This is a genomic window from Bradyrhizobium australafricanum (genome assembly GCF_020329495.1).
Classification (GTDB): Bacteria; Pseudomonadota; Alphaproteobacteria; order Rhizobiales; family Xanthobacteraceae; genus Bradyrhizobium; species Bradyrhizobium australafricanum.
In genome coordinates this window covers 1-26,978 of the sequence record NZ_JAGKJL010000029.1, presented here as the reverse complement: position 1 = coordinate 26,978, position 26,978 = coordinate 1, and the positions used below count along the sequence as shown (strand labels likewise).

At 65.5% G+C, this 26,978-nt stretch carries 21 protein-coding genes and 1 pseudogene; 11 read left to right on the top strand and 11 right to left on the bottom strand.

Annotated elements, in window-relative coordinates:
- Positions 1–89 precede the first annotated feature (89 nt).
- The 3 genes from murA (at position 90) to J6525_RS24540 (ending at position 3,391) form a co-directional block, all read left to right on the top strand.
- Entirely contained in the window at positions 90–1,382 is a 1,293-nt protein-coding gene (gene murA, locus J6525_RS24550) for a UDP-N-acetylglucosamine 1-carboxyvinyltransferase (protein ID WP_225646635.1), read from the top strand.
- Positions 1,383–1,523: 141 nt separating this feature from the next.
- The gene (locus J6525_RS24545; RefSeq protein ID WP_225646634.1) at positions 1,524–2,921 is read left to right on the top strand and encodes an MATE family efflux transporter; all 1,398 of its coding nucleotides are present in this window, start codon (positions 1,524–1,526) and stop codon (positions 2,919–2,921) included.
- A complete protein-coding gene (locus J6525_RS24540) occupies positions 2,918–3,391 on the top strand; it encodes a DUF2867 domain-containing protein (protein ID WP_225646633.1) in 474 nt (157 codons plus the stop codon). The genes J6525_RS24545 and J6525_RS24540 overlap by 4 nt, the downstream gene beginning before the upstream one ends.
- A gap of 14 nt (positions 3,392–3,405) precedes the next feature.
- Here J6525_RS24540 and J6525_RS24535 read toward each other — a convergent pair whose 3' ends face one another.
- Positions 3,406–4,545 (bottom strand): FUSC family protein, encoded by a 1,140-nt coding sequence (locus J6525_RS24535; RefSeq protein ID WP_225646632.1) that lies wholly within the window; start codon positions 4,543–4,545, stop codon positions 3,406–3,408.
- Between the two features lie 162 nt (positions 4,546–4,707).
- On the opposite strand from J6525_RS24535, the gene J6525_RS24530 reads away from it, so the two are divergent.
- Positions 4,708–6,078 carry an MmgE/PrpD family protein gene (locus J6525_RS24530; RefSeq protein ID WP_225646631.1) on the top strand — a complete coding sequence of 457 codons (1,371 nt, stop codon included), beginning with the start codon at positions 4,708–4,710 and terminating at the stop codon, positions 6,076–6,078.
- A 273-nt stretch (positions 6,079–6,351) separates the two neighbouring features.
- Here J6525_RS24530 and J6525_RS24525 read toward each other — a convergent pair whose 3' ends face one another.
- The 4 genes from J6525_RS24525 to J6525_RS24510 form a co-directional block, all read right to left on the bottom strand.
- On the bottom strand, positions 6,352–6,642 hold the full coding sequence (locus tag J6525_RS24525) for a DUF1330 domain-containing protein (protein WP_225646630.1): 291 nt from the start codon (positions 6,640–6,642) through the stop codon (positions 6,352–6,354).
- Positions 6,643–6,771: 129 nt separating this feature from the next.
- Positions 6,772–8,199, bottom strand: a complete 1,428-nt coding sequence (locus J6525_RS24520) for a serine hydrolase domain-containing protein (protein ID WP_225646629.1) — start codon at positions 8,197–8,199, stop codon at positions 6,772–6,774.
- A 299-nt stretch (positions 8,200–8,498) separates the two neighbouring features.
- On the bottom strand, positions 8,499–9,572 hold the full coding sequence (locus tag J6525_RS24515) for an AraC family transcriptional regulator (RefSeq protein ID WP_225646628.1): 1,074 nt from the start codon (positions 9,570–9,572) through the stop codon (positions 8,499–8,501).
- A 31-nt stretch (positions 9,573–9,603) separates the two neighbouring features.
- On the bottom strand, positions 9,604–10,179 hold the full coding sequence (locus tag J6525_RS24510; RefSeq protein WP_225646627.1) for a GNAT family N-acetyltransferase: 576 nt from the start codon (positions 10,177–10,179) through the stop codon (positions 9,604–9,606).
- A 485-nt stretch (positions 10,180–10,664) separates the two neighbouring features.
- Between J6525_RS24510 and J6525_RS24505 the strand changes: the two genes are divergently transcribed.
- From J6525_RS24505 to J6525_RS24495, 3 genes are all read left to right on the top strand, one after another.
- Positions 10,665–11,582 carry a pirin family protein gene (locus J6525_RS24505; RefSeq protein ID WP_028335539.1) on the top strand — a complete coding sequence of 306 codons (918 nt, stop codon included), beginning with the start codon at positions 10,665–10,667 and terminating at the stop codon, positions 11,580–11,582.
- A gap of 99 nt (positions 11,583–11,681) precedes the next feature.
- Complete coding sequence (locus tag J6525_RS24500; protein ID WP_225646626.1) at positions 11,682–12,596, top strand: phosphoribosylaminoimidazolesuccinocarboxamide synthase; 915 nt, start codon at positions 11,682–11,684, stop codon at positions 12,594–12,596.
- A gap of 286 nt (positions 12,597–12,882) precedes the next feature.
- Entirely contained in the window at positions 12,883–13,689 is an 807-nt protein-coding gene (locus J6525_RS24495) for a crotonase/enoyl-CoA hydratase family protein (protein ID WP_225646625.1), read from the top strand.
- 169 nt (positions 13,690–13,858) lie between these two features.
- Here J6525_RS24495 and J6525_RS24490 read toward each other — a convergent pair whose 3' ends face one another.
- Together J6525_RS24490 and J6525_RS24485 are read right to left on the bottom strand one after the other, a co-directional pair.
- Positions 13,859–15,229 (bottom strand): NAD(P)/FAD-dependent oxidoreductase, encoded by a 1,371-nt coding sequence (locus J6525_RS24490; RefSeq protein ID WP_225646624.1) that lies wholly within the window; start codon positions 15,227–15,229, stop codon positions 13,859–13,861.
- A 59-nt stretch (positions 15,230–15,288) separates the two neighbouring features.
- The gene (locus tag J6525_RS24485) at positions 15,289–15,990 is read right to left on the bottom strand and encodes a GntR family transcriptional regulator (protein ID WP_225646623.1); all 702 of its coding nucleotides are present in this window, start codon (positions 15,988–15,990) and stop codon (positions 15,289–15,291) included.
- A 146-nt stretch (positions 15,991–16,136) separates the two neighbouring features.
- Here J6525_RS24485 and J6525_RS24480 point away from each other — a divergent pair, with 146 nt between their 5' ends.
- Positions 16,137–17,033 (top strand): amino acid ABC transporter substrate-binding protein, encoded by an 897-nt coding sequence (locus tag J6525_RS24480; RefSeq protein ID WP_376708556.1) that lies wholly within the window; start codon positions 16,137–16,139, stop codon positions 17,031–17,033.
- Positions 17,034–17,136: 103 nt separating this feature from the next.
- Here the strand turns inward: J6525_RS24480 and J6525_RS24475 are convergent, their stop codons facing one another.
- The 3 genes from J6525_RS24475 to J6525_RS24465 form a co-directional block, all read right to left on the bottom strand.
- Positions 17,137–19,203 (bottom strand): TonB-dependent receptor, encoded by a 2,067-nt coding sequence (locus tag J6525_RS24475; RefSeq protein WP_225646621.1) that lies wholly within the window; start codon positions 19,201–19,203, stop codon positions 17,137–17,139.
- 622 nt (positions 19,204–19,825) lie between these two features.
- Positions 19,826–21,322, bottom strand: coding sequence for an NAD-dependent succinate-semialdehyde dehydrogenase (locus tag J6525_RS24470; protein ID WP_225646620.1), 1,497 nt, complete (start codon positions 21,320–21,322; stop codon positions 19,826–19,828).
- Positions 21,323–21,563: 241 nt separating this feature from the next.
- Complete coding sequence (locus J6525_RS24465) at positions 21,564–21,887, bottom strand: hypothetical protein (RefSeq protein ID WP_092080983.1); 324 nt, start codon at positions 21,885–21,887, stop codon at positions 21,564–21,566.
- Positions 21,888–22,232: 345 nt separating this feature from the next.
- On the opposite strand from J6525_RS24465, the gene J6525_RS24460 reads away from it, so the two are divergent.
- Together J6525_RS24460 and J6525_RS24455 are read left to right on the top strand one after the other, a co-directional pair.
- Positions 22,233–23,426, top strand: a complete 1,194-nt coding sequence (locus J6525_RS24460; RefSeq protein ID WP_092080985.1) for a serine hydrolase domain-containing protein — start codon at positions 22,233–22,235, stop codon at positions 23,424–23,426.
- 358 nt (positions 23,427–23,784) lie between these two features.
- Positions 23,785–25,446 (top strand): annotated as a pseudogene (locus J6525_RS24455) (AMP-binding protein).
- Between the two features lie 127 nt (positions 25,447–25,573).
- Here the strand turns inward: J6525_RS24455 and J6525_RS24450 are convergent.
- Positions 25,574–26,575, bottom strand: a complete 1,002-nt coding sequence (locus tag J6525_RS24450; protein ID WP_225646619.1) for an adenosine kinase — start codon at positions 26,573–26,575, stop codon at positions 25,574–25,576.
- A 196-nt stretch (positions 26,576–26,771) separates the two neighbouring features.
- Between J6525_RS24450 and J6525_RS24445 the strand changes: the two genes are divergently transcribed.
- Positions 26,772–26,978: transposase (locus J6525_RS24445; RefSeq protein WP_225646143.1), on the top strand; the 207-nt coding region annotated here is incomplete at its 3' end.

Genomic DNA, 26,978 nt, shown 5'->3' with positions numbered 1-26,978 from the left:
CCAGTTGTGTTACGGTGCCGGATGGCCGTTGATTCCGTTGTGGAATTTCCAATGGCCCAGTCTGAATGATGCGTTAGGGGACATTCCGCGTGCCGCCGATCCAATACATCGTCGAAGGCGGCCGCCGCCTTTTGGGCACCATCGAGCCGTCGGGCAACAAGAACTCCGCGCTGCCGATCATCGCCGCGGCACTGCTCACCGAGCATCCGGTCACACTGACCAACGTGCCGCGCATCCGCGACACCGAAACGCTGGTCGAATTGTGCCGCTCGGTCGGCGCCACCGCCGAATGGACCGAGCGCAACACGCTGCAGATTCATGCCAAGGAGATTCGCGCCGCCGATCTCGATCCGGCGCTGTGCGCGCGCATCCGCGCCTCGATCCTGCTCGCAGGCCCGCTGCTCGCCCGCTGCGGCGAGGTCGCGCTGCCGCCGCCCGGCGGCGACGTGATCGGCCGCCGCCGGCTCGACACGCACTTCCTGGCCTTCGAGCAGCTCGGCGCCACCGTCACCGCGACGCACCGGCTGGAATTCCGCGCCACGCGGCTGAAGGGCGCCGACGTGTTCCTCGACGAGCCCAGCGTCACCGCGACGGAGAACGCGCTGGTCGCCGCAGTCGCGGCGCGCGGCACCACCTATCTGCGCAACGCGGCCTCCGAGCCGCATGTGCAGGACCTCGCCAATTTCCTGATCGCGCTCGGCGCCAAGATCGAAGGCGTCGGCACCAACACCATCATCGTGCACGGGCCGGCAACGCTCGGCAGCACGACTTTCGCGATCCAGCCCGACCATATCGAGGTCGGATCGCTGATCGGGCTCGCCGCGGTGACCCGCTCGCCGCTACGCATCGCGCGCGCCGGCGTCGAGCATCTGCGCTCGATCCGGATGGGCTTTGAGCGGCTCGGCATCGTCTGCGGCGTCGAGGGCGACGACCTCGTCGTCCCGTCCGGCCAGACCATGAAGATCCAGGACGATTTCGGCGGCCATGTGCCGAAGCTCGAGGACCAGCCCTGGCCGGCCTTCCCGGCCGACCTGATGTCGATCGCGATCGTCACCGCGACGCAGTGCGACGGCGTCATCCTGATGCACGAGAAGATGTTCGAATCCCGGATGTTCTTCGTCGACAACCTGATCGCGATGGGTGGCCGCATCGTGCTGTGCGACCCGCACCGCGCGATCGTCGCCGGCCCCAGCCGGCTGCGCGGCGCGCCGATGAACTCGCCCGACATTCGGGCCGGTATGGCGATGCTGCTGGCCGCCGTGTGTGCCGAGGGCACCTCCACCATCAACAACGCCGACCAGATCGAGCGCGGCTATGAGCGGATCGATGAGCGGCTCAACGCCCTCGGCGCCAAGATCAAGCGGATTCCCGCGCGATCGTGATCCGGGCTCGATCCGGAAAGGTGTAAGGCGGTCTTCCGATCTCAATCGACAATCTGGGACGCGACGACCTCTGCGTGAGATCGTCGCGTTTGCGCAACTTGGCCATCCTTCCGGCCGGTTTGCCGTGCTAAGCGTGCCGTCATGACCTGCATCGACAAGATCGACCCGGCCGCGCCGAACGCGGCCGTTGTCGTCCCTCGCAACCTGCTCACGGCCGAGCTCGCGGAAACGCTGAAGCTCGCGGTGCCGCTCGCGCTGACGCAGCTCGGGCAGATCGCGATGATGACGACCGATCTCGCCTTCATCGGCCGGCTCGGCAGCGAAAACGTCGCGGCCGCGGCTCTGGCGCACACCGTGTATTTCGTCAGCTTCACCATCGGCATGGGCATGATGTCGGCGGTCTCGCCCCTGGCCGCGCAGGCGTTCGGCGCGCGCAACCCCCGCGTGATGCGGCGCGCGCTCCGCGTCGGCCTGTGGGCCGGCTTCTTCATGGTGCTGCCGCTGATGGCGCTGCCGTTCCAGGGCGAGCGCATCCTGCTTATGCTCGGCCAGACCCAGGCCACCGCGCATCTGGCGCAGCAATATCTGTTCGGTCTCGCCTGGGGCATCCTGCCGGCGCTGTGGTTCATCGCGCTCCGCGGCTTCATGAGCGCGGTGAACCGGCCGGAGCCGGTGCTATGGATCACGCTCGCGGCGATCCCGGCCAATGCGCTGATGGTCTACCTGTTGCTCTACGGCAAATGGGGCATGCCCGAACTCGGCATGTTCGGCGCCGGGCTTGCGACCACGATCGTCAATCTCGGCACCTTCCTTGCCGGCGTGTGGTTCGCGGCGCGCCGCCGCCCGTTCCGCAAGTACCACGTATTCAGCCGCGTCTGGCGCATCGACTGGCCGCTGATGGGCAAGCTGGTCGCCGTCGGCGCGCCGATCTCGATCGCCTTCCTGCTGGAATACGGCCTGTTCGGCGCGGCCGGACTGCTGATGGGGTTGATCAGCACCACGGCGCTGGCCGCGCACCAGATCGCGCTGCAGATCGCGGCGATCCTGTTCATGGTGCCGTTCGGCGTCAGCATGGCCGCCACCGTGCGGGTCGGCCAGGCCGTTGGCCGCCGCGATACCGACGCTGTGCAGCGTGCCGGCTTTGTCGCGATCGCGCTCAGCGGAATCTTCATGAGCGTCATGACGCTCGCGGTGATCCTGGCGCGCTTCGAGATCGCGACGCTGTTCCTCGGCGAGGCCTCCGACACTACCGCGCAGCTCACCGCGGCGCTGCTATTGATCGGCGCGACCTTCTTCATCGCCGACGGCATCCAGACCACCACCGCGGGCGCGCTGCGCGGCATGAACGACACCCAGGTGCCGCTGCTGTTCGCCGTCATCAGCTATTGGCTGATCGGCTTCGCATCGGCCTCCGCGCTCGCCTTCTGGGTCAAGCTCGACGCCGCCGGTGTCTGGATCGGGCTGTCGCTCGGGACGGCGGTCTATGCGACCCTCCTTGTCTTGCGTTTCCGCCTGCTGGCACGCAGATTGGGCAAATGAGGGTCGACGAGGTCACGCCGAACGTGGATTCCGCCGCGCTGCTCGCCGGCGCGCAGTTCGTGGACGCGTTCCGCATCGCGACCGCGCGCCCCGACCTCGATGCGCGGCACGCCGCCGAGGCGATGGTGGCGCGGCAGCCGCGCTGGATCGAATGGCTGCTTGCCCTGCGTAATTTCATCGTCGCGCCGCTTGGCCTGAAAACCTCGGGCGCAGCCGACGGCGCGACACGCGACATGATCGGGATCTTTCCGGTGGTCAGCGAGACGCCGGAGCGGCTGGTCGCGGGCTTCAACGACAAGCATCTCGACTTCAGGCTCGTCGTCGACGTCGCCTCCGCGGGAGCTGAGCGCAGCATCACCGCGACCACGCTGGTGCTGACCCACAACTGGCTCGGGCGCGCCTATCTCGCGGTGATCCTGCCGTTCCACCGCCTGATCGTGCCCGCGATGCTGCGCAAGGCCGTAAGCTGAACTACTACTCGATCTCAAGCCGCGCTCTTCTCCGGCGTCTCGGCGACGATCTTCTCGGAGGCGTCGGCGTTGGTGCACCAATTGCCGTGGCAGCGCTTGAGGTCGTTGAGATTCTGCCGCATCTGGTCGAGCGAGAAGCCGAGCGCGTAGAAGCGCTCGGCGGCATCGACCGGCAGGCCGCGGATCAGGCCATCCCTGCGGACCGCGGCGACCTCCTCGCTATAGGCATGAAGCGCGGCATCGACCGGCGCCATGTCGGCCGGGCCGCTGCCGGCGCGCAAGGCGGTCGCGACCGCCACCATGTAAGTCACGATCGCCTTGCTGACGTCGGCCAATGGCCGCGCCAGCCTCGCCTGGATATCGGCCGGCAGCGGCACCACACAGGCCCGTCCGATCATCACGACGTCATGTCGCAGCCGCTGGATCGTCCGCAGCAACGGACCGGTGTCCGGACCCGATGACAGATGCATCGAGCGCTCGCGCTCGGCCTCGAGGCCGGTCGCGTGCAGATTGGTCACCGCGGTGCCGATGCCGTCCTGGATCCGGTGCAGCGCGTCGTTGTCGAGGCCGCGGGTCAGGCCGGCGAGCAATTCGGCGAACGCCGCCGACAGCAGCTCCAGCAGCTTCGATCCATTGACCCTGATCTGGCTGACCGCGCGCGACGGCAGCACCAGGAACGAGATCAGAAGCCCGGTGAGCGCGCCGACCGTCACCTCGAGGACGCGGTCGATCGCGGAATCCAGCGGGTTGGAGTGATGCATCGTCGGCAGCAGCAGCACGATCACCGCCGTCACGGTCGCCGAGTTCAGGCTCGGATTGAGCGCGGCGATGAAGGCCAGCGGCACGATCGCCAGCACCAGCAGCGCCAGCAGGCTGCCCTCGCCGGAATGCGGGATCAGCACCGCGATCGCGCCGCCATAGACGGCGCCGCCGATGGTGCCGAGCATGTAGTCGCGGCTGGCCTTCAGCGAACGGCCGACGCTCATCTGGGTGACGATCAGCGAGGTCAGCACCGCCCATAGCGGCAGCATCAGGTTGAGCGCCAGCGCGATGGTATAGGCCGCGACGCCGGCGGACGCGATCCGGACCGCCAGCGCCAGCTGCGTCTTGCGGGTCCAGAGCTGGTCGAACATGCGTTTTGCGAAGGTCCTCATGCACCGTAATCCGCAATCAAAGGAAAGGCCCGTGTTACATGACTTGAAGCCAACCGACCTGAAGCTAACCGATCTGGAGCATGGCAGCTGCCCGCGGCGGCAAGGTGGCTTGAAAGGCCTGACCTGCCCGCCTACCCTGCGCCGCAAAATTGAGGAAACACGATGGCCCACGAAACCGCAACGCTCGCCGCCTATGTCGCCGACCTGAAATATTCCGACATTCCGCCGGAGGTGCTGGAGCGCGCCAAGGTTTTGACGCTGGATTTCCTCGGCAGCACCATCCGCGCCCGGCGCGATGCGGAATCGACGCCCTCGCTGATGAAGATGCTGGAGGTGCTGGCGCTCGACGGCAAGGGCGAGGCCACCGTGTTCGGCGACACCAAGACCTGGACCCCGGCGGTCGCCGCGCTGCTCAACGGCGCGCTCGGCCATTCGCTCGACTTCGACGACACCCATGCCGATTCCTCGCTGCATCCGAGCGCACCGGTGGTGCCCGCCGCGTTTGCGGTCGGCGAGATGGTCGGCGCCTCCGGCCGCGACGTGCTGACCGCGATCGTCGCCGGCTATGAAGTGTGCTGCCGGCTCGGCAACGCACTCGACCCGACCTCGCATTACGCCCGCGGCTTCCATCCGACCGCGACCGCCGGCACCTATGGCGCTGCCGCGGCGGCGGCCAAGCTGTTCGGCCTGTCGAAGGAGCAGATCGTTTCCGCGTTCGGCGTCTCCGGCAGCCAGGCCGCGGGCTCGCTGCAATTTTTGGTCAACGGCGCCTGGAACAAGCGCTACCAGGTCGGTGCCGCCGCGATGAACGGCGTGATCGCCGCGACGCTGGCGCGCAACGACTTCATCGGCTCGAGCGAGTCGGTCGAAGGCAAGCACGGCCTTCTGGTCGGCTATACCGATGACGCTCATCCGGACAAGGCGGTGGCGGACTTGGGCCACACCTATGAGACGCTGAAGATCGGCGTGAAGCCGTATCCGAGCTGCCGCTACACCCACGCCGCGATCGACGCGCTGATCGCGATGCGGCGCGAACACAATCTGACGCCGGACCAGATCAGGAAGGTCGAGATCGGCCTGCACCGCAACGGCATCACGCTGACCGGCGACGCTGCCACCAAGCGCCACCCGACCTCGGTGGTCGGCGGCCAGTTCTCGATGTTCTTCACCGGCGCGATCGCGCTCGACCAGGGCCATTTCGGCTGGGACGATTACGACCGGCTGGGCGATGCGGCCATCGACGCGCTCGCCGACAAGTTCGACGTGGTGCAGGACGACCGGCTCGAGGTCGGCCGTACCCATCCCTTCGGCGCCCGCGTCTCGATCACGACAGATGACGGCACCCATGAGCGCCTCTATGCCGATCCCTCCGGCGAGCCGACCTCGTTCCCCGACGCAAAGGCGATGCAGCAGAAGTTCTTGACGCTGGCCCGCCCGGTGCTCGACAAGCGCGCCGACCAGCTCGCCGACGCCATCCTGACGCTCGAGCGCTTCGATCGCGTGGAGAAGGCGACGCAGCTGGGAAGGCAGTAAGCAGGCCGTCGAGGCGCAGGCTGCACGCCACGCCCACAGCTGTCGTCCTGGCGAAAGCCAGGACCCATAACCACCGCATTTGATCATGAACAGGATCGTGGCCCCAGCGTCGCGCAACAAGTCTCATTTGGGGTAATGGGTCCCGGCCTTCGCCGGGACGACGACGGCGGGGATGCGTCGTAATTCAAGAAGTCAAACAGCGCGGTGTCATCGCCCGCGTGGCGAAATGGATTCCGGGCTCATGCTTCGCATGCCCCGGAATGACGGCGCGCCTTACTCCGCTCCGTCGATGATCACAAAATCCCCATCCGAGTATTTCTGCCGGATCGCCTTCGCGGCCTGATATTCAGGGCAGGTGTAACATTCCATCGCAGTGGCGCGGTCCCTGAATTCGATGACGAAGTTGCGCTGGCGCGTTGCGCCTTCCATCACGTCATAGGGGCCATTGCGCACGATGAAATTGGCGCCGTATCTGGCGAATACCGGCATCGCGACGGCGAGATATTCGGGATAGCGGGCTTCCTCGTGAACCGTGACGTGCACGATCCAGTAGGCTTTCGGCATGATGGTCTCCGGTTGACGCGTGCTTCAAGAAACTATGGCGCGCCTCCTCGCGAGATGCGCCACAGCATCAGAAAATTCCGGAGGCCGAGACTCAATTCACGATCGCGCGGGTGTTGTGTGACGTGCCGGTCAATTGCCGCCCGCGAGCCGCGGACTTGTGGAGGTCGCTGTAACCACATCGCGAACCAGATCGAACACGCCGTCCGCCTCGGGCGGCATGTTCGGCGAGCGGCCGAGGCGGACGATGACGAGGTGCTGCGACGGCACGATAATCACATATTGCCCGATCGTGCCCTTGGCGAAGAAGGCATCGCGCGGCCAGCCGTGCTCGACACGGAAGCGAGCGCCAAAGCTGTCGCCGAGATTGGTCCAGAAGCCCGCGCCATAGCCGACCCAGGCATTCGGCGTCGGCGATGCCGAGTATTTCACCCAGCCCTCGGGCAGGATACGCTTGCCGCCGGCCACGCCGTCATTGAGATAGAGCTGACCCAAGCGCGCCCAGTCGCGCGCGCTCGCCATCATCGCGCCCGATCCTTCCGGCGTGCCCGCAGCATCGAACTGCATCACGACATTGCGCATGCCGAGCGGTCCGAACAGCTTCTCCCGCGCGAAGCGCATCACATCAGCCGCATGCCCGCCGGCGGCGTTGCGGATCAGATGCGAGAGGATCAGGTAGTTGCCGTCGTGATAGTTCCAGACCTGACCGGGTGCGCTCTCCAGCGGAGCGCTCTCGGCGAAGGCGGCCATATCCGATTCCATGAACTTCATGCGGTTGACCGGCTCGAGCACGGATGCCAGCGACGCCTGCAGCGAGCTGCCGAGCGCAAGCCCTGCGGTGTGGCGCAACAGCTCGTCGACCGTGATCGCGTGGCGCGGATCGTCGGGATTCCGCCAGGCCGCGATCGGGACCGGCTGGTCGCGCGTCAGCCTGCCCTCGCGGACGAGGATTCCGATCAGGGCCGTGATCGCCGACTTGCTCATGGAGAAGCCGAGCAGCGGCGTGTCGATGCCGATGCCGTTGGCGTAGCGCTCGGCGACGATGCGGCCATCCTTCATCACGACGACAGCGCGGGTGCGGCGGAACGGCGGCTCGGCCGGCTCGGCAAAGGCGCGGTCGAGCGCAGCCGCAAGCTGCGGGGTCTGCGGCGGGACGAGCTCCGGACCCGCGATCTCGGGCAGCAGCGCGGCCTGCCGCTCGGCGGACGGCAGCGCAGTCCCGGCCAGCGTCTCGCCATGTTCGAGCGTGCAGCCCATGCCCTCGCGATAGACCGCATGGCTGCGGCCAAGCCCGAACAGCGTCACGGTGACGTCCTTGCGGTCGAGGTCGACCTCGGTGTCCATCGCCCAAGTGATCAGGCCGGCCCCCGGCATCGCGTCCGTGGTCTCGGTCAGGTTTCGCCTGGGGTCGAGCCCGCTGACGAAGGTCTCCGAGCAGATCACATTGGCGACAAAGCCGGTCGCGACCTCAGGCACATCGCGGGCGCGGGCGGCGGACAGCGCCAGCGCACCGAAGGCAGTGCTGGCGGCGAGAATAAGAAAGAGCTTTCGACGGGTCACGGGATCCTCCGGCAATGCGCAATGGGCGCGTGGCCGGATCAGGCCGCAGGGGACGGGAGAGCGCTCGCCGTATTTGGAAATCGGGCTGGCCGAGATTGGCGGCGGCTGGTCGATTCTGAAATTGTGACGTGATTACAATGACTTTAGCAGCGGGCTCGCTTCACCTCTCCCGCTTGCGGGGGAGGTCGGATCGCATCGAACGATGCGATCCGGGTGGGGGCTCTCTCCCCAAAATGAAAGGGCGTACTTTGCGGAAGCACCCCCACCCCGGCCTTCCCCCGCAAGTGGGAGAGGGAGGTTCACACCGCACTTGCCTTCAGCTTCCGATACTCCGTCGGGGTCACGCCTGTTGTCGCCTTGAAAGCGCGGTTGAAGGGGCCGAGCGACTGGAAGCCGGCATCCATGGCGATGGTGATGACCGGGACCTCGGCCTGCGAGGGATCGGCGAGCGCCGCCTTGGCCTCCTCGATCCGGTGGTTGTTCAGGAAGACATGGAAGTTGCGGTAGCCGAGCCGCTGGTTGATCAGCCGTCGGAGACGATATTCGGGGATTTTCAACCGGGTCGCCAGCGCGCCGATGGTGACGTTGTCATGGCGGTAGATCCGCTCGTCCGCCATCAGCCGCATCAGGGCATCGACCAGCTTGCGGTCGGCCGCCTCCTCGGCCGCGGCCGGCTTCGTCAGCACGACGGCCTCCGCCGGCACCGTGAACAAGTCGGCGCCGTCGACGCGCATCATCGCCCAGGTGATTGCGGCCACGATGGCGGCGAACACGGCCGCGTTCACCAGGTTGGCCCACTCCACGGTCACGCGGCTGCCGGCATAGGCAATCTGAAGCAGCGCGTTCAATCCGCCGTACAGCGCAGACGCGGCGACGATGAAGACACGAACACGGCGGCGCCGCTCGACCAGATCTGCCGACCATGATCCGATGGTTTGCCCCACCGCGAGCGCAACGAACACGAGCGTGAGCGAATTGACCATGGTGATCGCGAGCCGCGCGTGACCGGCGGGTGCAATCCACATGCAATTGACGAAGCTGTAGGCCACGACCGCGGCCCAGATCAGGCCGTGCCACCAGCGCAGCACAAACGCGTCATCGAACAGCGCGCGCGTGAACAGCCAGAACACCACGATATCGCCGGTCGAGAGCGCGATCAGTGGCGCATGCCAGTCCGAGACCGGCGGCCCGGCACCGATCGACGCGGTCACCGCATGCGCGGCCGAACCGAGCGCGAAAGCGGCCGCAAGGCGCCCGGAAAGCGCCTTGCGAAAATCAGTCAGCAGCAAGGCGGCAAGCACCAGCAGCAACGCCACGCTGGCGCTGCGCAGGCAGAGTTCAAGTGCAGGCCAATGTGAAGCAGCCGATGTCATCGCCGAACAATCGTCGGTCGGACGTGGTTTTTCAAGATGGCTCGCGCTGCCAGCGCTGACGTGACGTCACCCAGATATCGACCACATCGCCCTCGAGCCTGCCCGGCCCCTCGTTCACGGCACCGAGTCGCCGCGCCACCGCCTGCGAGGCGACGTTGGCCGGATCGATGCAATGGATGATGCGGTCGACCGTGAAGTTCGCGAACACAAAGTCGATCGCGGCACGCGCCGCTTCCACCGCATAGCCCTTGCCGCGATGCTCTTTGGCGATGCCCCAGCCGACCTCGAAGCCGGGCCATTCCGGCGGATAATACGGGCCGACGCGGCCGATGTAGCGGCTGGAAGATTTCTCCTCCACCGCGAACATGCCGAAGCCGTGCAGCGCCCAGTGGCCCGAGATGACGGCGGCATTGCGCCAGCCCTTCAGCTCAGACGTGACCGGCTGGTGATCCGGCGTAATGAAGCGCGCCGTCTCGGGATCGGACAGCATCCGCGTGTTCTCAGCAATATCCGATGCGCGCCACGGCCGCAGGATGAGCCGCGCGGTCTCGATCACGGGACCATCGACCCGCAGCAGTCTTGCGCCTGGCTTGATCAGAGAAACCATGACTGTCTCCGGTTTCCAAGTTTGTACTTGCTGCCATCGAGAGCAGGTGCAAGCCACAAGTAATTCGTCGTCCCTGCGAAAGCACTAGGGCATTTACACATCTCTTCGAGGCTAGAAAACCGACTCATCATCAAGGGGTTAGCTACTAGGCGAGAGCCGAAATCGGCGGGCGCAACCCTAGTGCAGATGAGTAAGTTCTCTGCGGTTTTCGGCCAACTCTTTGAGAAGACTCCGGAAAGACTGCGGAGGATATGTATATACGCTAGTGCGAAAGCAGGGACCCATAACCACCGATAACACTTGGTGAGCAGGGCTGGGGCCGCAGCCTTCGCAAGACTAGCATCGGTGGTTATGGGTCCCGGCTCGCGCGGAGCCTGTCATCGGGCGGCGCTTCGCGCCGACCCGTTGGCTTGGCCGGGACGACGGATAGAGAGTATGATCACGGCAAAAGAGTATCATCGCTACACTACTGTAAGGAGTCCGACATGAGCTGGCAGCCCTCGACCGATCCCGAACTCGGCGATCCCAAGACCTGCGACGCGCTGGATCTGATCATCGTGCCGCGCACCCGCGATCTCGGCGACGGCTTTGCGGTGCGCCGCGCATTGCCGCACGGCAAGCGGCAGATGGTCGGGCCCTTCATCTTCTTCGACCATTTCGGGCCGGTGCAGTATCTCGCCGGCAAGGGCATGGACGTGCGGCCGCATCCGCATATCGGGCTCGCCACCGTCACCTATCTGTTCGACGGCAGCATCATGCACCGCGACAGCGAGGGCAACATCCAGGAGATCCAGCCCGGCGCGATGAACCTGATGACCGCGGGCCGCGGCATCGCGCATTCCGAGCGCACGCCTGACGTGCAGCGCCGCGACGGCCAGAAGATGCTGGGCCTGCAAAGCTGGATCGCGCTGCCGGCGGGCAAGGAGGAGATCGCGCCGTCGTTCCAGCACTATGGCGCCGGCGACCTGCCGATGATCTCCGAGCGCGACTTCACCGCGCGCATCATCGCGGGCTCGGCATTCGGCATCACCTCGCCGGTCAGCATGGTCTCGCCCTGGTTCTACACCGAGGTGACCGCGAAGGCCGGCACCTCGGTGCCGCTCGACCCCGACCATGAGGAGCGCGCGATCTATCTCGTCGACGGCGAGGTCGAGATCGCGGGCGACCGCCACGAGGGGCCGCGGCTCCTGATCTTCCGGCCCGGCGACCGCATCACCGTCAAGACGCTGCGGCCGACCCGCATGATGTTCCTCGGCGGCGACGCCCTGGAAGGGCCGCGCCACATCTGGTGGAATTTCGTCTCGTCATCCAAGGAACGGATCGAGCAGGCCAAACAGGACTGGAAAACCGGCCGTTTCGCGCAGGTTCCGCACGAACACGAGTTCATTCCGCTGCCGGAGTGAGTTATTTCCTGTGATAACCTCGAACGCCCGCACGGCCGTGTGCGGGCGCTCGTCTTTGCAAGCCACCTATTTTGAAAAGCCACCTAGAGAGATCACGCCATGACCGCGATGCTATCCAGCGATTTGCCCCTGCCCCGGATCGGCCGCGGCAAGGTGCGCGATATCTACGCCGTCGGCGACGATCGCGTGTTGCTGCTGACCACCGATCGCATCTCGGCATTCGACGTGGTGATGGCGGAAACCATTCCGATGAAGGGCGCGGTGCTGACCCAGATCAGCGCCTGGTGGTTCCGGCAGCTCGAGGGCACCGTGCCGCATCACATGATCAGCGCCGATGCCGACGAGATCATCCGCGCGGTGCCTGAACTGAAGGATCATCGCGCCGACATCCTCGGCCGCGCGATGCTGTGCAAGCGCACCACCGTGTTCCCGATCGAATGCGTGATCCGCGGCTACATCTCCGGCTCGGCGTGGAAGGAATACGCGGCCGATGGCACGCTGGCCGGCGAGAAGCTGCCGGCCGGCCTGGTCGAGAGCCAGAAGCTCGAGCCCGCGATCTTCAGTCCGGCGACCAAGGCCGAGGCCGGCCATGACGAGAACATCACGGTCGCGCGGATGCGCGAGATCGTCGGTGCCGACGTCGCTGCGACGCTGGAGAAGATGGCGCGCGACGTCTATAGCTACGGCGAGCAGACCAGCCGCGCCCGCGGCATCATCATCGCCGACACCAAATTCGAGTTCGGCCGCGACAAGGACGGCCGCATCATCCTGATCGACGAGGTGATGACGCCGGATTCGTCGCGGTTCTGGGCGGTCGATGCCTACAAGCCTGGCCAGTCGCAGCCGAGCTTCGACAAGCAGCCACTGCGCGACTATCTCGACGTCGAGCGCCGCGCCGGTCGCTGGAACGGCGACGCGCCGGCCCCGCCGCTGCCGGCCGGCGTGGTGGATGCGACGAGCAAGCGGTATCTGGAAGCGTATCGCCGCGTGACGGGAAGCGAGCTGAAGGTTTAGCTGCACCGTCGGCGCGTACGCTCTTTCACCGTCACCCCCGCGCAAAGGCTTCGCCTTTGTCGCTGGAGGAGGCCGCAACGCGGCCGTCTCGAAGGGTCGACGGCCCGGCTGGTGGCCGTCCATCCTTCGAGGCTCGCTCCGCTCGCACCTCAGGATGACGGGGAATGAGCGGTGCACGCTTCGCTTTGCCCACCCTGCGGAATTGCGCTGTCTGTCGTGGGATTGCACCGAGGTCGCCACTGATGCCACTCTCCGGGCACAACAAGAACAGCCCAGGGAGCGCCCCATGTCCGATGCCGATACCGTGCTCGTCGAACGCGACGGTCCTGTCACCATCATCTCGATCAACCGTCCGCACAACCGCAACGCCGTCGATGGCGCCACCGCGCGCAAGCTGTATGACGCGTTTCTCGCCTTCGATGCGGACGCGAGCGCATCGGTCGCGGTGTTCACCGGCACCGGCGGCTATTTCTGCGCCGGCGCCGATCTGAAGGCGGTGGCGGCGGGCGATCCCGAGAAGAAGCGCGAGGTCGGCGGCCACGACACGATCGCGCCGATGGGACCGAGCCGGCTGCGGTTGTCGAAGCCGGTGATCGCCGCGATCGAAGGCTTTGCGGTCGCCGGCGGCATGGAGCTCGCGCTGTGGGCCGACATGCGCGTCGTGGCCGAGGACGCAACCTTCGGCGTGTTCTGCCGCCGCTTCGGCGTGCCGCTGATCGATCTCGGCACCATCCGCCTGCCGCGACTGATCGGCCATTCGCAGGCGATCGACCTGATCCTCACCGGACGCCCGGTTGCCGGGCCCGAAGCCCACCGCATGGGACTCGCGAACCGGCTGGTGCCGAAGGGCGAGGCCCGCGCCCACGCCATTGCGCTCGCCAAGGACATCGCGAAATTCCCGCAGAACTGCCTGCGCGCCGACCGGCTGTCGGCGCTGCGGCAGTGGGACCTCGACGAGGAAGAGGCGATCAGGAACGAGATGCGCGGCGGGCTCGAGGTGATCGCTTCGGGCGAAACGCTCTCGGGCGCGGCGCGCTTTGCCTCCGGCGTCGGCCGTCACGGCGCCTTCGGCAATGAGGGCGGGCGGGGCTGACACGCCCATCTCGCGCGCGATCGCCTTGCCAAACCGCACCATTGCGGTGCTGCGGCGCTGAGAACGTGTAGCCCGGATGGAGCGAAGCGAAATCCGGGAACTAGGTTGCCGCGCGGCGATAACCCCGGATTGCGCTTCGCTCCATCCGGGCTACGAGAGTGAGACCGAGCTACAGCAACCCGCGGCTTTCGCTCGCCGCGAGTTCAGCCATCAGCGCCTTATCCTGATAGCGCGCGAGCGAGAGGCTGCGGGCGAAGGCTGGCACGGGCGCGCCGACCACGGCGCGGGCGCAGAGATCGCCGGTGGCGCAGGCGCCCATGGTGCCGTAGCCGGAGAGCGCGGCGGCGAGGAACACGCCCGGTGTCTTCGCAGCCCCGATCAGCGGCCAGTTTTCCCTGGTCATCGGATAGTAGCCGCCGTAATGCACGCGGCCGCGCGGCAGCGCGCCGAGATATTGCGCGAGCTTTGGCTGCAGCCGGCTCGCCGCGCGCAGCACGACTTCAGGGAAATAGGGATTGAGCTCCGGCTCGCAAACCGGCTCCGTGGTCTGTTCCGCGTTGAACGCCCAGCCGAGCTTGATCCACTCGCCGTGATCGCCGCCGTCAGGCCGGCAATGGATGCTGCCCGGCATCGGCGCCAGCAGACGCGAAAATTCCGGCGCCGCTGACAGCGCCTCACGCTCGTCATCAGACCAGGCCAGCGTCTGGCCGTCGAGATCGATCGCGAACGGCATTTTTCGATCGACCGCGCGGTTGCGGTCGGCGAACGCGATCTTCTGCTGCAGCACATTGACGATCGGCAGCTCTTCGCCATGCATCGCCGCGACATGTGCCGCGAACGGGCCTGCGGCGTTGACGATGATGTCGGCCTTGATGATCTGCCTCGCGCCATCGGCCAGCACCTCGACGGTGAAGCGGTCGGTCTTCGCGATGCCGACCACCTTGGCCTGCTGGAGTTGCGCGCCGAGCGGACGCATGGTCTCCAGCATGTACTGGCCGAGTTGCTGGCCGCTGATGTCGCCCGCGCGGCGGATATGCAGCGCGGTTGCGACCTCCTTGTCGAAGTTCGGATAATGCGCCTGGATCAGGTCGCGGCCGAGCAGGACGTCGACGCCGTCGGGCGCACTCTGCCAATCCGCCGAATGCGGCGGCAGATAGCCTCGGCCGTCGCCCTCATGCATGCGGATCAACTTTTCGGCCTGCGCGCCGTAACCGGCATGGAGCTGCCGCAGCAGCTCTTCGGGCTTCTCCTCGCGCGTGACCAGAAGATAGCCGCGCCGGGTCATGTGGATGCGGTTGTCGCTGCGGCGCGCGATCGCCTCCATCAGGTCGGTGGAATGATTGGTGAAATCGGCCATCGTCGGATGCGGCCACCAGTTGCGGTAGTTCTCGCCCGACTGCGCCGAGGTCAATGCCATGGGCTGGCCTTCGTCGACGATCAGCAGGCGCGAGCGCTTGTGCTGTACGGCGAGGTAGTAGGCCGTGGCGATGCCGACGATGCCCGCACCGATCACCAGGATTTCGACGTCATTGGTCTTCACGCGCACTCTCCTGCGGCCGCGCAGCGCGGCCGCGATCATTCACATTGTCTGAACGACGATCAGGCAGGGCGCCCCTCGCCTGCATCCCGCTGCGCCTGGCGCTGCGCCGAGCGCAGCGTCTTCTGCGTCTCCTCGATATGATCGCGCAGCAGCCGGACCGCCTTCTTGACCTCGCCGTCGCGGCAGAATTCGAGCAGCCGGTAATGCTCGCGCTGCGGCCGCTCCTTGCCGGTCGCCTGCGACACCAGCGCCCGCGTGAAGCGGCCGACATGGCCGTAATTCGCCTCGATCATACCGAGCAGGCGCGGGCGATTGCACGGCGCGTAGAGCGTGGCGTGGAATTTCCAGTTGAAGGCGCCCCATTGCGCCGGATCGGGCTCGGCATCGTAGGCGCGGAGGATCTTCGTCGCCTCATCGAGATCGATCTCGCCCATGGCCGGGATCGCCAGGCGCAGCGCGTGGCATTCGAGCGCGATCCGAATCTCGAGCAGCTCGATCACCTCGTCGATCGACAAATCCGAGACCACCGCGCCGCGATTGGGCAGGAAGGTCACAAAGCCCTCGGCCTCGAGCTGGCGCAGCGCCTCGCGCACCGGGATGCGGCTGGTCCCGAACCGCGCGGCAAGCTCGTCCTGACGCAGCTGCAATCCCGGTGCGAGCTCGCCCGAACTGATCGCGGCCCGCAATGCCTCGCGCACGGCGTCCGGCGCGGAACCGTGGGGTCCGGCCCCTCGATGGCTGGTGACGGTTGCGGGCTCCATCCGGCTTCTCTCTCGCTGTGCGGCGGCGGCGGCGGCCAGGATATCCAGCCTAGCCGATTGTATAAAATCAGTCTGCCGATTATGCAATGCTGTGTATAAAATCTCGCCTTATCATATCCAATACTGCCAACGTTCGCGGGCACCCGATGCATCAAGCCACCAAGCGATTGATATGCCTAGCTTTTCTTGCGGCGGCGTCCGCCCCGGCACAGGCCCAATCGTCCGGCGGCACCTTGGCCAAGATCCGCGATGCCGGCGAAATCCGGCTCGGCCACCGCGACGTCTCGGTCCCGTTCTCCTATCTCGACGACAACCAGCAGCCGGTCGGCTTTGCGATGGACCTTTGCACCCGGATCGTCGATGCGGTGAAGACCGAGCTCAAGCTGCCGGCGCTGCAGACCAGGCTGCAGCCGATCCAGCTCTCCACCCAGATCCCGCTGATCGAGAACGGCACCATCGACATCGTCTGCGGTCCCGCCACCAATACGCTGGAGCGGCAGAAGGTCGTCGCCTTCAGCAACACGATCTTCGTGTCGAGCATCCGCGCGGTGGTGCAGAAGGACGCGCCGATCAAGACCTTTGAGGATCTCGGCGGCCGGCCGGTCTCGCTCACGTCAGGCTCAACCTCGATCGGGCTGTTGAGCGCACGGGCCCAGGAAAAGAACTTTCAGACCAAGAACGTCCTGACGGCGGACCACGCCGCATCGTTCCTCGCGCTGACCACCGGGCGCAGCGAGGCCTTCGTGATGGACGACATTCTGCTGGCGAGCCTGATCGCGGGCAGCCGCAATCCGGCGGACTGGCGCATCATCGACGACAGCCTGCGCACCGAACCCTACGGGCTGATCATTCGCAAGGGCGATCCGGAGTTCAAGGCGCTGGTCGACAAGACGCTGGTCGCCATGATGAAGAACGGCGAATTCCAGGAGCTCTACGCAAAATGGTTCACGCGGCCGATCCCGCCGAAGAACGTGAACCTGAATTTTCCGATGACGGCGCCGCTCAAGGATGCCGTCGCCAACCCGAACGACAAGGGCGTGTGAGGCAATCGCCGGATCGGCGGCGAATCTTTCGCAACACAGCCGCGACGACTGAGCGGCCACCGCACACCAGCGTGCGGCGCGCGATGGCCCTCGGCTTTTTCTGCTAGAAATCCACCGTCATGGAAAGCCACAGCGTCCGCGGCATGCCGCTGATCACATAGCCGGTTGGATTGCCGATCCAGTAGTGCTTGTCGAACAGATTGGTCAGTGACGCCCTGAAGGTGGTCGGACGCCCCGCGAGGGTCGTCGCGTAGCGCGCACCGATGTCGAAGGTCGCCCAGGCGGGGACGCTTTGAACGTTGTCGGCGCTGACATAGGCCCGGCTGGTGTAGATGGCACGCGCCGTCGCGGTGAGGCCCGGCACGAAGGGCGTATCCCATTCGACACCGAGATTGCCCTGCAGGTCGGGCGCGCCGATCGCGTGATTGCCGTCGTAGAGGTGGCCCTGCGTTTGGGTAAGCCGGGCATCGAGCCAGGTCACGCCACCGAGAACGCGGACGCCGGGCGTGACCTCGCCGAAGGTATTGAGCTCGATACCGCGGTTTCTCTGCTCGCCATCCAGACCATAGATCTTGGTGATGGGATCGATCACCCCGCTCGGTTGGCTGATCTGGAACGCCGCAAGGCTCGCACCGAAGCCTCCGAGATCGAGCTTCGTGCCGACCTCGACTTGTCGCGTCTTGAACGGCGCAAACACCGCATTGGTATTCACCGCGCCGGAGGGCGGCGTCGGCCCCGGCGTCAGCCCTTCGATGTAATTGGCATAAAGCGAGAGTTGCTTGATCGGCCTCACCACCAAGGCGATCGAAGGCGACGTCGCGCTATCGTCGTAATGCGTTGTTTCCAGGCCGCTGACTGGATTGAAGCTGTTCGCGACCACCTGCTGCTGGCGCGCGCCCACGATCACCTGCAACAGGCCCCCCATTGTCGTGATGGTGTCGGCAACACCGACGCTGCGCAGCCCGAGGAAGCCGGACTTGCCCTCCGGGAATGTCGATACCGGCGTGCCGGCGGTCGTCAACAAGGTCGGTCTGTAGATGTTGGTCAGGTAGGTCGCGTAGTTGGTCTGGCCGAGCCAGTCCGTCCGGTTTTGCGCGCTGCCGCTGACCACGACCTCGTGGCCGATGGGACCCGTGTCGAAACGCGCGCGTATACCCGCCTCGCCGGAGGCGCCCTCCGACTTGCCGGTCTGGAACCGTGACGTGCCCAAGGCATCGCCTGCGGTGTTGAGCAGCGTGGCACCAGGATCTTCCTGCTTGTCGTAGCGGAACTGATTGCCGCCGATCGCACCAAACACGGTGACGCTGTTGCTGAGATCGTATTCGGCCCTGGTCAAGCCGGTCAGGCTCTGCGACCGCGCATAGTCAAACGGCTGCGCGAGATTGATGCGCGGATCGGGGGCGCTCGGCATGGCGATGCCGGGCACGGGCGTGTAGCCGCGCTGGGCCGCCTTCATCCAGTCGTCCTGGGAGATGATGTCCGCCGACCAGCGAAACCGCTCTCCATGATAGTCCACGCCGAGCGAGCCCACGCCGTTACGCGCCGACTGCCGATCGATCGTGGTGTTGCCGCCATCAATTCCGCCGTTGAAGCGGACGCCCCATTCCTTCTGTTCGCCATAGCGGCGTGCGAGATCCAGCTCTGTCCCAAAACGTCCATCCGAGATGTAGCCGGCGGTCAGGCGCGTGATGTCTTCCGCCGCCCGCTTCGTCACGACATTGACCGTACCACCGATGCTGCCCTGCGGAGCCATTCCGTTGAGAAAGGCACCCGGCCCCTTGAGCAGCTCAATGCGCTCGATGGGAGCCGGATTGATGCGGTAGGCCGGAACGAGGCCGTAGAGTCCGTTCAAGGCGATTTCGCTGTTCTCGACCCGGAAGCCGCGGATGGTCAGCGCGTCGTAACGGTTGCTGCTGCCGATCGCAGCACGTACCGACGGATCGGAATTGGTCAGCACTTCCGCAACGCTTGTTGCCTGCTGATCGCGGATCGTCTTCTCGGTGTAGCTCGTCAGACTGTACGGGGCCTCCATGTAGTCCTTGTTGCCGAGCAGGCCGAGTTGCCCGCCCCGCGCGACCTGGCCGCCGACATAGGGCACGGGTAACGCCGCCTGCTGCGCGCCGGCCGTCGGCGTGGCCGCAGCCTGCGGCGCGTGCTCGCGCCTGCTCACCTGACGCGATGCCGACGGGCGCACTGAGCGCGACGACGACGGCCTCCGAACCGGCGTGGCTCGATGCTGTGGCGCGGTGACGACGACTGGAGGCAGCGGCGCAACGCTGCTCGCGGGTGACTGCTCAGGCGACTGGGCGAGCGAAGGGACCGCGGAAAGGAGGAGAGACGCGCACGCGAATTGAAATGCGCGTGGAGCGTTTGAACTGACGAGCATGAGGTCCCCGGTTTCTTCCTGGCTTCGCCTCGAACATCATCAGGGTTCGAGCGCGACCACCGGGGCATAAGCAGCATGCTTTGTGAGGCCTACTAGAACGCATCTAAGCGACGGGGATAACACCTGCTGCATGAAGCGACATCGATGCGGCAGATTCCGCGTTTCGCTTATTCCGTCCTTGAAATGGCGAGGCGCGTACGCGGTTCGATCGCCCGACAGACGCTCTCGAGGTTAGAGAGATTCTTGATGCGATCGTCGCTGCGCTCCGCGCGATACATCCAATCGTCGTGATGAATTGTCGCAGACCGCGAATGCCGGCGGACGGAGCGATCGACAACGACAATCGATGAATTCACGGGCATGCGTCCCCTCGCCCGCCAGGGCGAAGGGACACGCAGCCCGGCGATCAGACGCCGGCCATCATCACGTATTTGATCTCGACGTATTCATCCATGCCGTGGCGCGAGCCTTCGCGGCCGAGGCCCGATTCCTTGACGCCGCCGAACGGCGCCACTTCGGTCGTGATCAGGCCGGAGTTGACGCCGACCATGCCCGACTCCAGCGCCTCGGCGACACGCCAGACGCGGCCGATGTCGCGCGAGTAGAAGTATGAGGCGAGGCCGAACGGCGAGGCGTTGCACATCGCGATCACGTCGGCCTCGTCCTTGAAGCGGATCACCGGCGCGAGCGGGCCGAAGGTTTCCTCGTGCGAGACCAGCGCGTCCGGCCGCACATCCGACAGCACCGTCGGCTCGAAGAAGCTGCGGCCGAGCGACGAGCGCTTGCCGCCGGTCACGATCTTGGCGCCGCCCTTCACGGCGTCGGCGATGTGCCGCTCGACCTTCTCGATCGCTTCCATGTTGATCAGCGGACCCTGCGTCACGCCCTGCTCCGTGCCGTCGCCGATCTTCATCTCCGCGACCTTCTTCGACAGCTTCGAGACGAACGCGTCGTAGATCTTGTCCTGGGCATAGAGACGGTTGGCGCAGACGCAGGTCTGGCCCATGTTGCGATACTTCGAAACGATGGCGCCTTCGACCGCGGCATCGATGTCGGCATCGTCGAACACCACGAACGGCGCGTTGCCGCCGAGCTCGAGGCCGAGCTTCTTCACGCCGACCGACGCCTGCCGGTACAGGATCTTGCCGACCTCGGTCGAGCCGGTGAAGCCGACGAAGCGCACCGCCGGATGCTCGCACAGCACCTTGCCGATCGGCGGCGCATCACCGGTGATGATGTTGAACACGCCCTTCGGCACGCCGGCCTTCTCGGCCAGCGCAACGAGCGCGAGCGCCGACAGCGGCGTCTCGTTGGCGGGCTTCAGCACCACGGTGCAACCGGCCGCCAGCGCCGGCGAGACCTTGCGGGTAATCATCGAGTTTGGGAAATTCCATGGGGTGATGGCGCCGCAGACACCGATCGGCTGCCGGATCGCGAGCAGACGTGCGTCCGGACGCTGCGTCGGGATCGTCTCGCCATAGACGCGACGCGCCTCTTCCGCAAAGAATTCGACATAGGCGGCGCCGATATCGACCTCGCCGAGCGCTTCCGCCAGCGGCTTGCCCTGCTCGGAGGTCAGGATCAGCGCGAGATCCTCGCGGTTGGCGATGATCAGATCGAACCATTTGCGCAAGATGTTGGAGCGCTGTTTCGCGGTCAGCTTGGCCCAGGCCGGAAACGCGCGCTCGGCGGCCTCGACGGCCTTGGTCGCGTCATCGGCGTTCAGCTGCGGGATCTTGATCAGCTCGACGCCGGTCGCCGGATTGTTGACGGCGAATTCGGGGGTGCCGACCCAGGCGCCGTCGATGTAGCAGCGGTCGCGCAGCAGCGAGGGGTCCTTCAGGCGGCTTTGCAGGGAGGATGCTGCGGACTGGGTGGCGCGTGCGGCAACGGGCGGGGTCATGGCGTTACTCCTGTCATTTCTGGAATTTCTTGGGGGTGTTCGCCGCCTATATAAGCGGAAAGCCGCTGCGATGCACCGGCGCCGGGCGCGACCCTGCTTGGACGCAAACGCGGCGCGATTGTTGGAGGGTTGTCATTCCGGGGCGGCTCTAAGAGCCGAACCCGGAATCTCGAGATTCTCGGTGCGCAGTTGCGCACCTGAGGGTTCGATGCTGCGCATCGCCCCGGAATGACGGCTCTGATCAGACCGCGCCGCCGGACATATAGGTTTCACGACGCCCGATCATGCGCTCGGCCGCGGCCTTGGCGTCCGCCTTGGTCGAGGTCGCGCAGGTCCGGTATTCGAGGTCGGCCTGCGCCCGCGCATCGCGGCGGCCGAACCAGGATTTGGCGCCGGTCTGCAGCAGCGCCAGCGCCCGCGCGACATTCTCGACGGCCTCGAACGAGTGCAGTGCGCCGGTACCTGCGTAGCGGACTTCGTAGAGACCTGGGCTGATCGGCGCTTCGATATTCTCGCCGCGGCCCGGCCGCGGATAGCGCTTCCATTCACTCCATGTCGAAATCATTGTTGCGCCCCCGCAAGGCGGGAAATGACGAATCTTTTCGTCAAATCCGGTCCAATCCGCCGCACCGTTTGTGCAGCGATCTGAATGCGTTAATGCAAATAATCAGGTACGAAAATCATTCCTTGATCACGTTACCGTGGCCGCCCGCCAAGGTCACCGGGACTTGCTCGAAGTCCCCTGCAAAATCTGCGCGCGTGGTGAACGCCTCTCGACCAAGGCCGTTCCTGGCGGCCGGCCTTCACGACATCGCGACGTCGTCGCATCGCGCCCGCCTTGCGGGAGCGGAAAAGCGGGAGGATGATCCGCCCACTTCAAAACAATAAACCCCACCGGAGGAAGCCCCCAATGCAGAGCAAGGCTCAGATCGATCAGGTATTGCGCCAGAAGAGCGAGGCAAAGGAAATTCCCGGCGTGGTCGCCATCGCGGCCACCGGCAAGGACGTGATTTACGAAGGCGCGTTCGGCCAGCGCGACCTCTCCAAGAGCGATCCCATGACGGCGGACAGCGTGTTCTGGATCGCCTCGATGACCAAGGCGGTGACCTCGGCGGGCGCGATGCAGCTCGTCGAGCAGGGCAAGCTCTCGCTCGATGAGCCGATCGGCAAGCTGTTGCCCGATCTCGCCGCGGTGCAGGTGCTCGACGGCTTCGACGCCAAGGGCGAACCGCAGCTGCGGCCGGCGAAAAAGCCGATCACGCTGCGCCAGCTCATGACCCACACCGCCGGCTTCGCCTACGACATGTGGGACGGCAATCTCGGCAAGTATCTGGAAAAGACCGGCACGCCCGGCATCATCACCTGCCTGAATGCCGCGCTCAAGACGCCGATCATGACCGACCCCGGCACGCGCTGGGAATACGGCACCAATATCGACTTCGTCGGCAAGGCGGTGGAAGCCGCATCCGGCAAGAAGCTCGATGCCTATCTGCGCGACAACGTGTTCGCGCCGCTCGGCATGAGCGACACCGCCTTCAAGATCTCCGACGACATGCGCAAGCGGCTGGTCGGTATGCATGCCCGCGGCGAGGACGGCACACTGGCGGCAATCCCGTTCGAGCTCGAGCAGAACCCCGAATTCCACATGGGTGGCGGCGGCCTCTATTCGACCGCGGCCGACTACATCAAGTTCTGCCAGATGATCCTCAACAAGGGCAAAGGCAACGGCAATCAGGTGCTGAAGGCCGAGACGGTCGCGACCATGGGGCAGAATCACATCGGCGAGCTCACCGTCGGCAAGATGACGACGGCCTTGCCGATGTACACCAACGATGTCGATCTCTATCCCGACATCGTCAAGAAGTGGGGATTGAGCTTCCTCATCAACACCGCCAAGACGCCGGAAGGCCGCAGCGCCGGCAGCCTCGCCTGGGCGGGCCTTGCCAACACCTATTACTGGATCGATCCGTCGCGCGACGTCTGCGGCGTGATCCTGACCCAGCTGTTGCCGTTCGCCGACAAGCACAGCCTGGAAGCCTTCGCAGGCTTCGAGAAGGGCATCTATGCCGGGCTCGACGCCGGCAGCGGGCAAAGGGCGGCTTAGAACCTCTTCTCCCTCTCCCCGTTCTTACGGGGAGAGGGTTGGGGTGAGGGGCTGCTTCCGCGAGATCTGACCACGGTGAGACCTGTACCCCCTTACCCGGAACGCATCTTGCGATGCGTTCCGACCTCTCCCCGCAGGCGGGGCGAGGTGAAGCGGGGACCGCTGTTCCATTTCGGCCGTTAATCCCTCCCCTCACGGGGAGGGATTTTTCGTACCCGCCATAGGTCGGGCCTGTCCCACCGACGCCAAACGACTAAGATCACGCAAAAAGCGTGACGACACGAACACGACCACGAGGAGGACGAGCTTGGCACCCACACCCAAGGGAGACAGCAAGGCAAACAGCTATGTCTGCGGCATTTCCGATACGCCGCTGCTCGGTGAAACCATCGGCCGCAGCCTCGACCGCGCACGGGCGCGCTGGGGCACGCGCGAGGCGCTGGTCTCGCCCAGCCACAATGTGCGCTGGACCTGGAACGAGTTCGCCGAGCGCGTCGATGCCTTGGCGGCGGGCTTCATCGCGCTCGGGCTGCAACGCGGCGAGCGGATCGGGATCTGGTCGCTGAACCGGCCGGAATGGACGCTAACGCAATTCGCCGCCGCGGAAGCCGGACTGATCCTCGTCACCATCAATCCGGCCTATCGCCTCAGCGAGCTGGAATTCGCACTCGGCAAGGTCGGCTGCGCCGCGATCGTGACGGCGACCGCATTCAAGACCTCGGCCTATATGGAGATGCTGAACACGCTGCTGCCCGAGCTTGCGAGCTCCGAGCCCGGCCATCTGCGATCGGCGCGGCTGCCGCAACTGCGCGCCGTGATCCAGATCGGCGGACCGGCGGCGCCGGGCACCATTCCGTTCGATGCGGTATCGCAGATGGGCGGCGATCGCCATCGCGAACAGCTTGCGGCGCTCGGCGAGAGCCTGCAATTCGACGATCCCGTCAACATCCAGTTCACCAGCGGCACCACCGGCTCGCCCAAGGGCGTGACGCTGACCCATCACAACATCCTCAACAACGGCTACTTCACCGGCCGCGCCATGCGCCTGACCGAAGCGGACCGCATCTGCATTCCGGTGCCGCTCTATCACTGCTTCGGCATGGTGATGGGCAACCTCGCCTCGGTCACGCTCGGCACCACCATGGTCTATCCCGGCGAAGGTTTTGATCCGCTGGCGACGCTGACGACGGTCGCGCAGGAGAGATGCACGACGCTGTACGGCGTGCCGACCATGTTCATCGCCGAGCTCGACCATCCCGACTTCGCGCGCTTCGACTAGTCGTCGCTGCGCACCGGCATCATGGCCGGCGCGCCCTGCCCGATCGAGGTGATGAAGCGCGTCAACACCGAGATGAACATGCGCGAGGTGACGATCGCCTACGGCATGACCGAGACCAGCCCGGTGAGTTTCCAGAGCGCGACCGACGATCCGCTGGAGCGCCGCGTCTCGACCGTCGGCCGCATCCATCCACATGTCGAGGTCAAGGTGGTCGATCTCGACGGCAAGGTAGTGCCGCGCGGCGAACGCGGCGAACTCTGTACCCGCGGCTACAGCATCATGCTCGGCTATTGGGACGAGAAGGAAAAGACCGGCGATGTGCTCGACGCCAATGGCTGGATGCACACCGGCGATCTCGCCGTGATCGACGACGAGGGCTATTGCAACATCGTCGGCCGCATCAAGGACATGGTGATCCGCGGCGGCGAGAACCTGTATCCGCGCGAGATCGAGGAATTCCTCTACCGCCATCCGAAGATCCAGGACGTGCAGATCTTCGGCGTCGCCGACGAGCGCTATGGTGAGGAGCTGTGCGCCTGGGTCAGGATCAGGCAGGGCGAAACGCTCACCGCCGACGAGGTCCGCGCCTTCTGCCATGGCCAGATCGCCCACAACAAGATCCCGCGCTACGTCGAATTCGTCGAGGAATTCCCGATGACGGTGACGGGGAAGATCCAGAAGTTCGTGATGCGCGACGCGGTCGAGCAGCGGCTCGGATTGAAGGCGGCGAAGACGGCGTGAGGCCGGCCCCACTCTCTCAACATCGTCATGCCCGGGCTTGACCCGGGCATCCACGACTTCGGATCCACGACAAGAAAGACGTGGATGGCCGGGACAAGCCCGGCCATGACGGAAGAGAAACTCCGCCTTAAACCAGCAGCCCCTGCTGCTTCGCCAGATCCTGCAGCGAGACCAGCGGCCGGGCGCCGATGTGCTGGATCACTTCGGCCGCGGCGAGCGCGCCGAGCCGGCCGGCATTCTCATGGCCGACATTGCGCACGAGACCGACCAGGAAGCCGGCGGCGAACAGATCGCCGGCGCCGGTGGTGTCGACCAGCCTGTCGATCGGCGAGGCGGGCGCCGCGACGACACTGTCGCCGGAGATCACGACGCAGCCCTTCTCGCTGCGGGTGACGACGCCGAGCTTGGTGTCCTTGCCGAACTGCTTCAGCGCGGTGTCGAAATCCGAGGTCTGGTACAGCGAGTGCAGCTCAGACTCGTTAGCGAACACCAGGTCCACAATGCCCTTGCGCATCAGGTCGAGGAATTCGTCGCGGTAGCGATCGACGCAGAACGAATCCGACAGCGTCAGCGCGACCTGGCGGCCGGCGCCGTGAGCGATGGTCGCCGCCTTCACGAAGGCGTCCTTGGCGTTCTTCGGATCCCAGAGATAGCCCTCGAGATAGATGATGCTGGCAGCTGCGATCTGGGCCGGATCGATGTCGTCGGGCGTCAGATCCTGCGCGGCGCCGAGATAGGTGTTCATGGTGCGCTCCCCGTCCGGCGTCACCAGGATGTAGGAGCAGCCGGTGGCCGGTCCGGTCCTGGCCGGCGCGGTGTCGAACGCGACGCCGGCGGCGCGGATATCGTGGACGTAGAGCTTGCCGATCTGGTCGTCCTTGACCTTCCCGACATAGGCGGCGCGGGCGCCGAGACTGCCGACGCCGACGATGGTGTTCGCGGCCGAACCGCCCGACATTTCGGTCGCCACCCCCATGTCGCCGTAGATCGCGGTGGCGCGCGCCTCATCGATCAGCTGCATCGAGCCCTTGGTCATGCCGTGACGGGCAAGGAACCCCTCGTCGGTCTGCACCAGCACGTCGAAGATCGCGTTGCCGATCCCAAGAATGTCGTATTTTGCGTCAGCCATAGACCTGCCCTGTGTTAACGCCACCCAACAAGAGTGGCGGCCTATCACGTTACGCCTCGGGGCAGCAAGGGAAGCTCTACGTTCCGTCATCCCGAGCTCTACGTTCCGTCATCCTGAGAGCCTGACTGAAAAATGGGTGAGTGATCTCAGTGGGGTGTGATTCCATCGGATTTGCAAAGATTCGAGGGAGAGCACGATGCCCTGGACCAAGATCACTCGGGAGCAATATCGGCGGGACGATCTGCGTTATGCAAGCGATATGACCGATGCGGAGTGGGCGCTGATCAGACGCCTGTTGCCGCGAGCGAACCGGCGCGGCCGGCCGCGTAAGACGGAGCTGCGTCGTGTGATCGAAGCGATCCTCTATATCGTTTCGACCGGCTGCCAGTGGCGGGCGTTGCCG

What these genes read in the sequence shown, in the direction of transcription:
- J6525_RS24545 (WP_225646634.1), top strand. Translation starts at nt 1,524, where the DNA reads ATGACCTGCATCGACAAGATCGACCCGGCCGCGCCGAACGCGGCCGTT.
- J6525_RS24540 (WP_225646633.1), top strand. Translation starts at nt 2,918, where the DNA reads ATGAGGGTCGACGAGGTCACGCCGAACGTGGATTCCGCCGCGCTGCTC.
- J6525_RS24535 (WP_225646632.1), bottom strand. Translation starts at nt 4,545, where the DNA reads ATGAGGACCTTCGCAAAACGCATGTTCGACCAGCTCTGGACCCGCAAG.
- J6525_RS24530 (WP_225646631.1), top strand. Translation starts at nt 4,708, where the DNA reads ATGGCCCACGAAACCGCAACGCTCGCCGCCTATGTCGCCGACCTGAAA.
- J6525_RS24525 (WP_225646630.1), bottom strand. Translation starts at nt 6,642, where the DNA reads ATGCCGAAAGCCTACTGGATCGTGCACGTCACGGTTCACGAGGAAGCC.
- J6525_RS24515 (WP_225646628.1), bottom strand. Translation starts at nt 9,572, where the DNA reads ATGACATCGGCTGCTTCACATTGGCCTGCACTTGAACTCTGCCTGCGC.
- J6525_RS24510 (WP_225646627.1), bottom strand. Translation starts at nt 10,179, where the DNA reads ATGGTTTCTCTGATCAAGCCAGGCGCAAGACTGCTGCGGGTCGATGGT.
- J6525_RS24505 (WP_028335539.1), top strand. Translation starts at nt 10,665, where the DNA reads ATGAGCTGGCAGCCCTCGACCGATCCCGAACTCGGCGATCCCAAGACC.
- J6525_RS24500 (WP_225646626.1), top strand. Translation starts at nt 11,682, where the DNA reads ATGACCGCGATGCTATCCAGCGATTTGCCCCTGCCCCGGATCGGCCGC.
- J6525_RS24495 (WP_225646625.1), top strand. Translation starts at nt 12,883, where the DNA reads ATGTCCGATGCCGATACCGTGCTCGTCGAACGCGACGGTCCTGTCACC.
- J6525_RS24485 (WP_225646623.1), bottom strand. Translation starts at nt 15,990, where the DNA reads ATGGAGCCCGCAACCGTCACCAGCCATCGAGGGGCCGGACCCCACGGT.
- J6525_RS24480 (WP_376708556.1), top strand. Translation starts at nt 16,137, where the DNA reads ATGCATCAAGCCACCAAGCGATTGATATGCCTAGCTTTTCTTGCGGCG.
- J6525_RS24470 (WP_225646620.1), bottom strand. Translation starts at nt 21,322, where the DNA reads ATGACCCCGCCCGTTGCCGCACGCGCCACCCAGTCCGCAGCATCCTCC.
- J6525_RS24465 (WP_092080983.1), bottom strand. Translation starts at nt 21,887, where the DNA reads ATGATTTCGACATGGAGTGAATGGAAGCGCTATCCGCGGCCGGGCCGC.
- J6525_RS24460 (WP_092080985.1), top strand. Translation starts at nt 22,233, where the DNA reads ATGCAGAGCAAGGCTCAGATCGATCAGGTATTGCGCCAGAAGAGCGAG.
- J6525_RS24450 (WP_225646619.1), bottom strand. Translation starts at nt 26,575, where the DNA reads ATGGCTGACGCAAAATACGACATTCTTGGGATCGGCAACGCGATCTTC.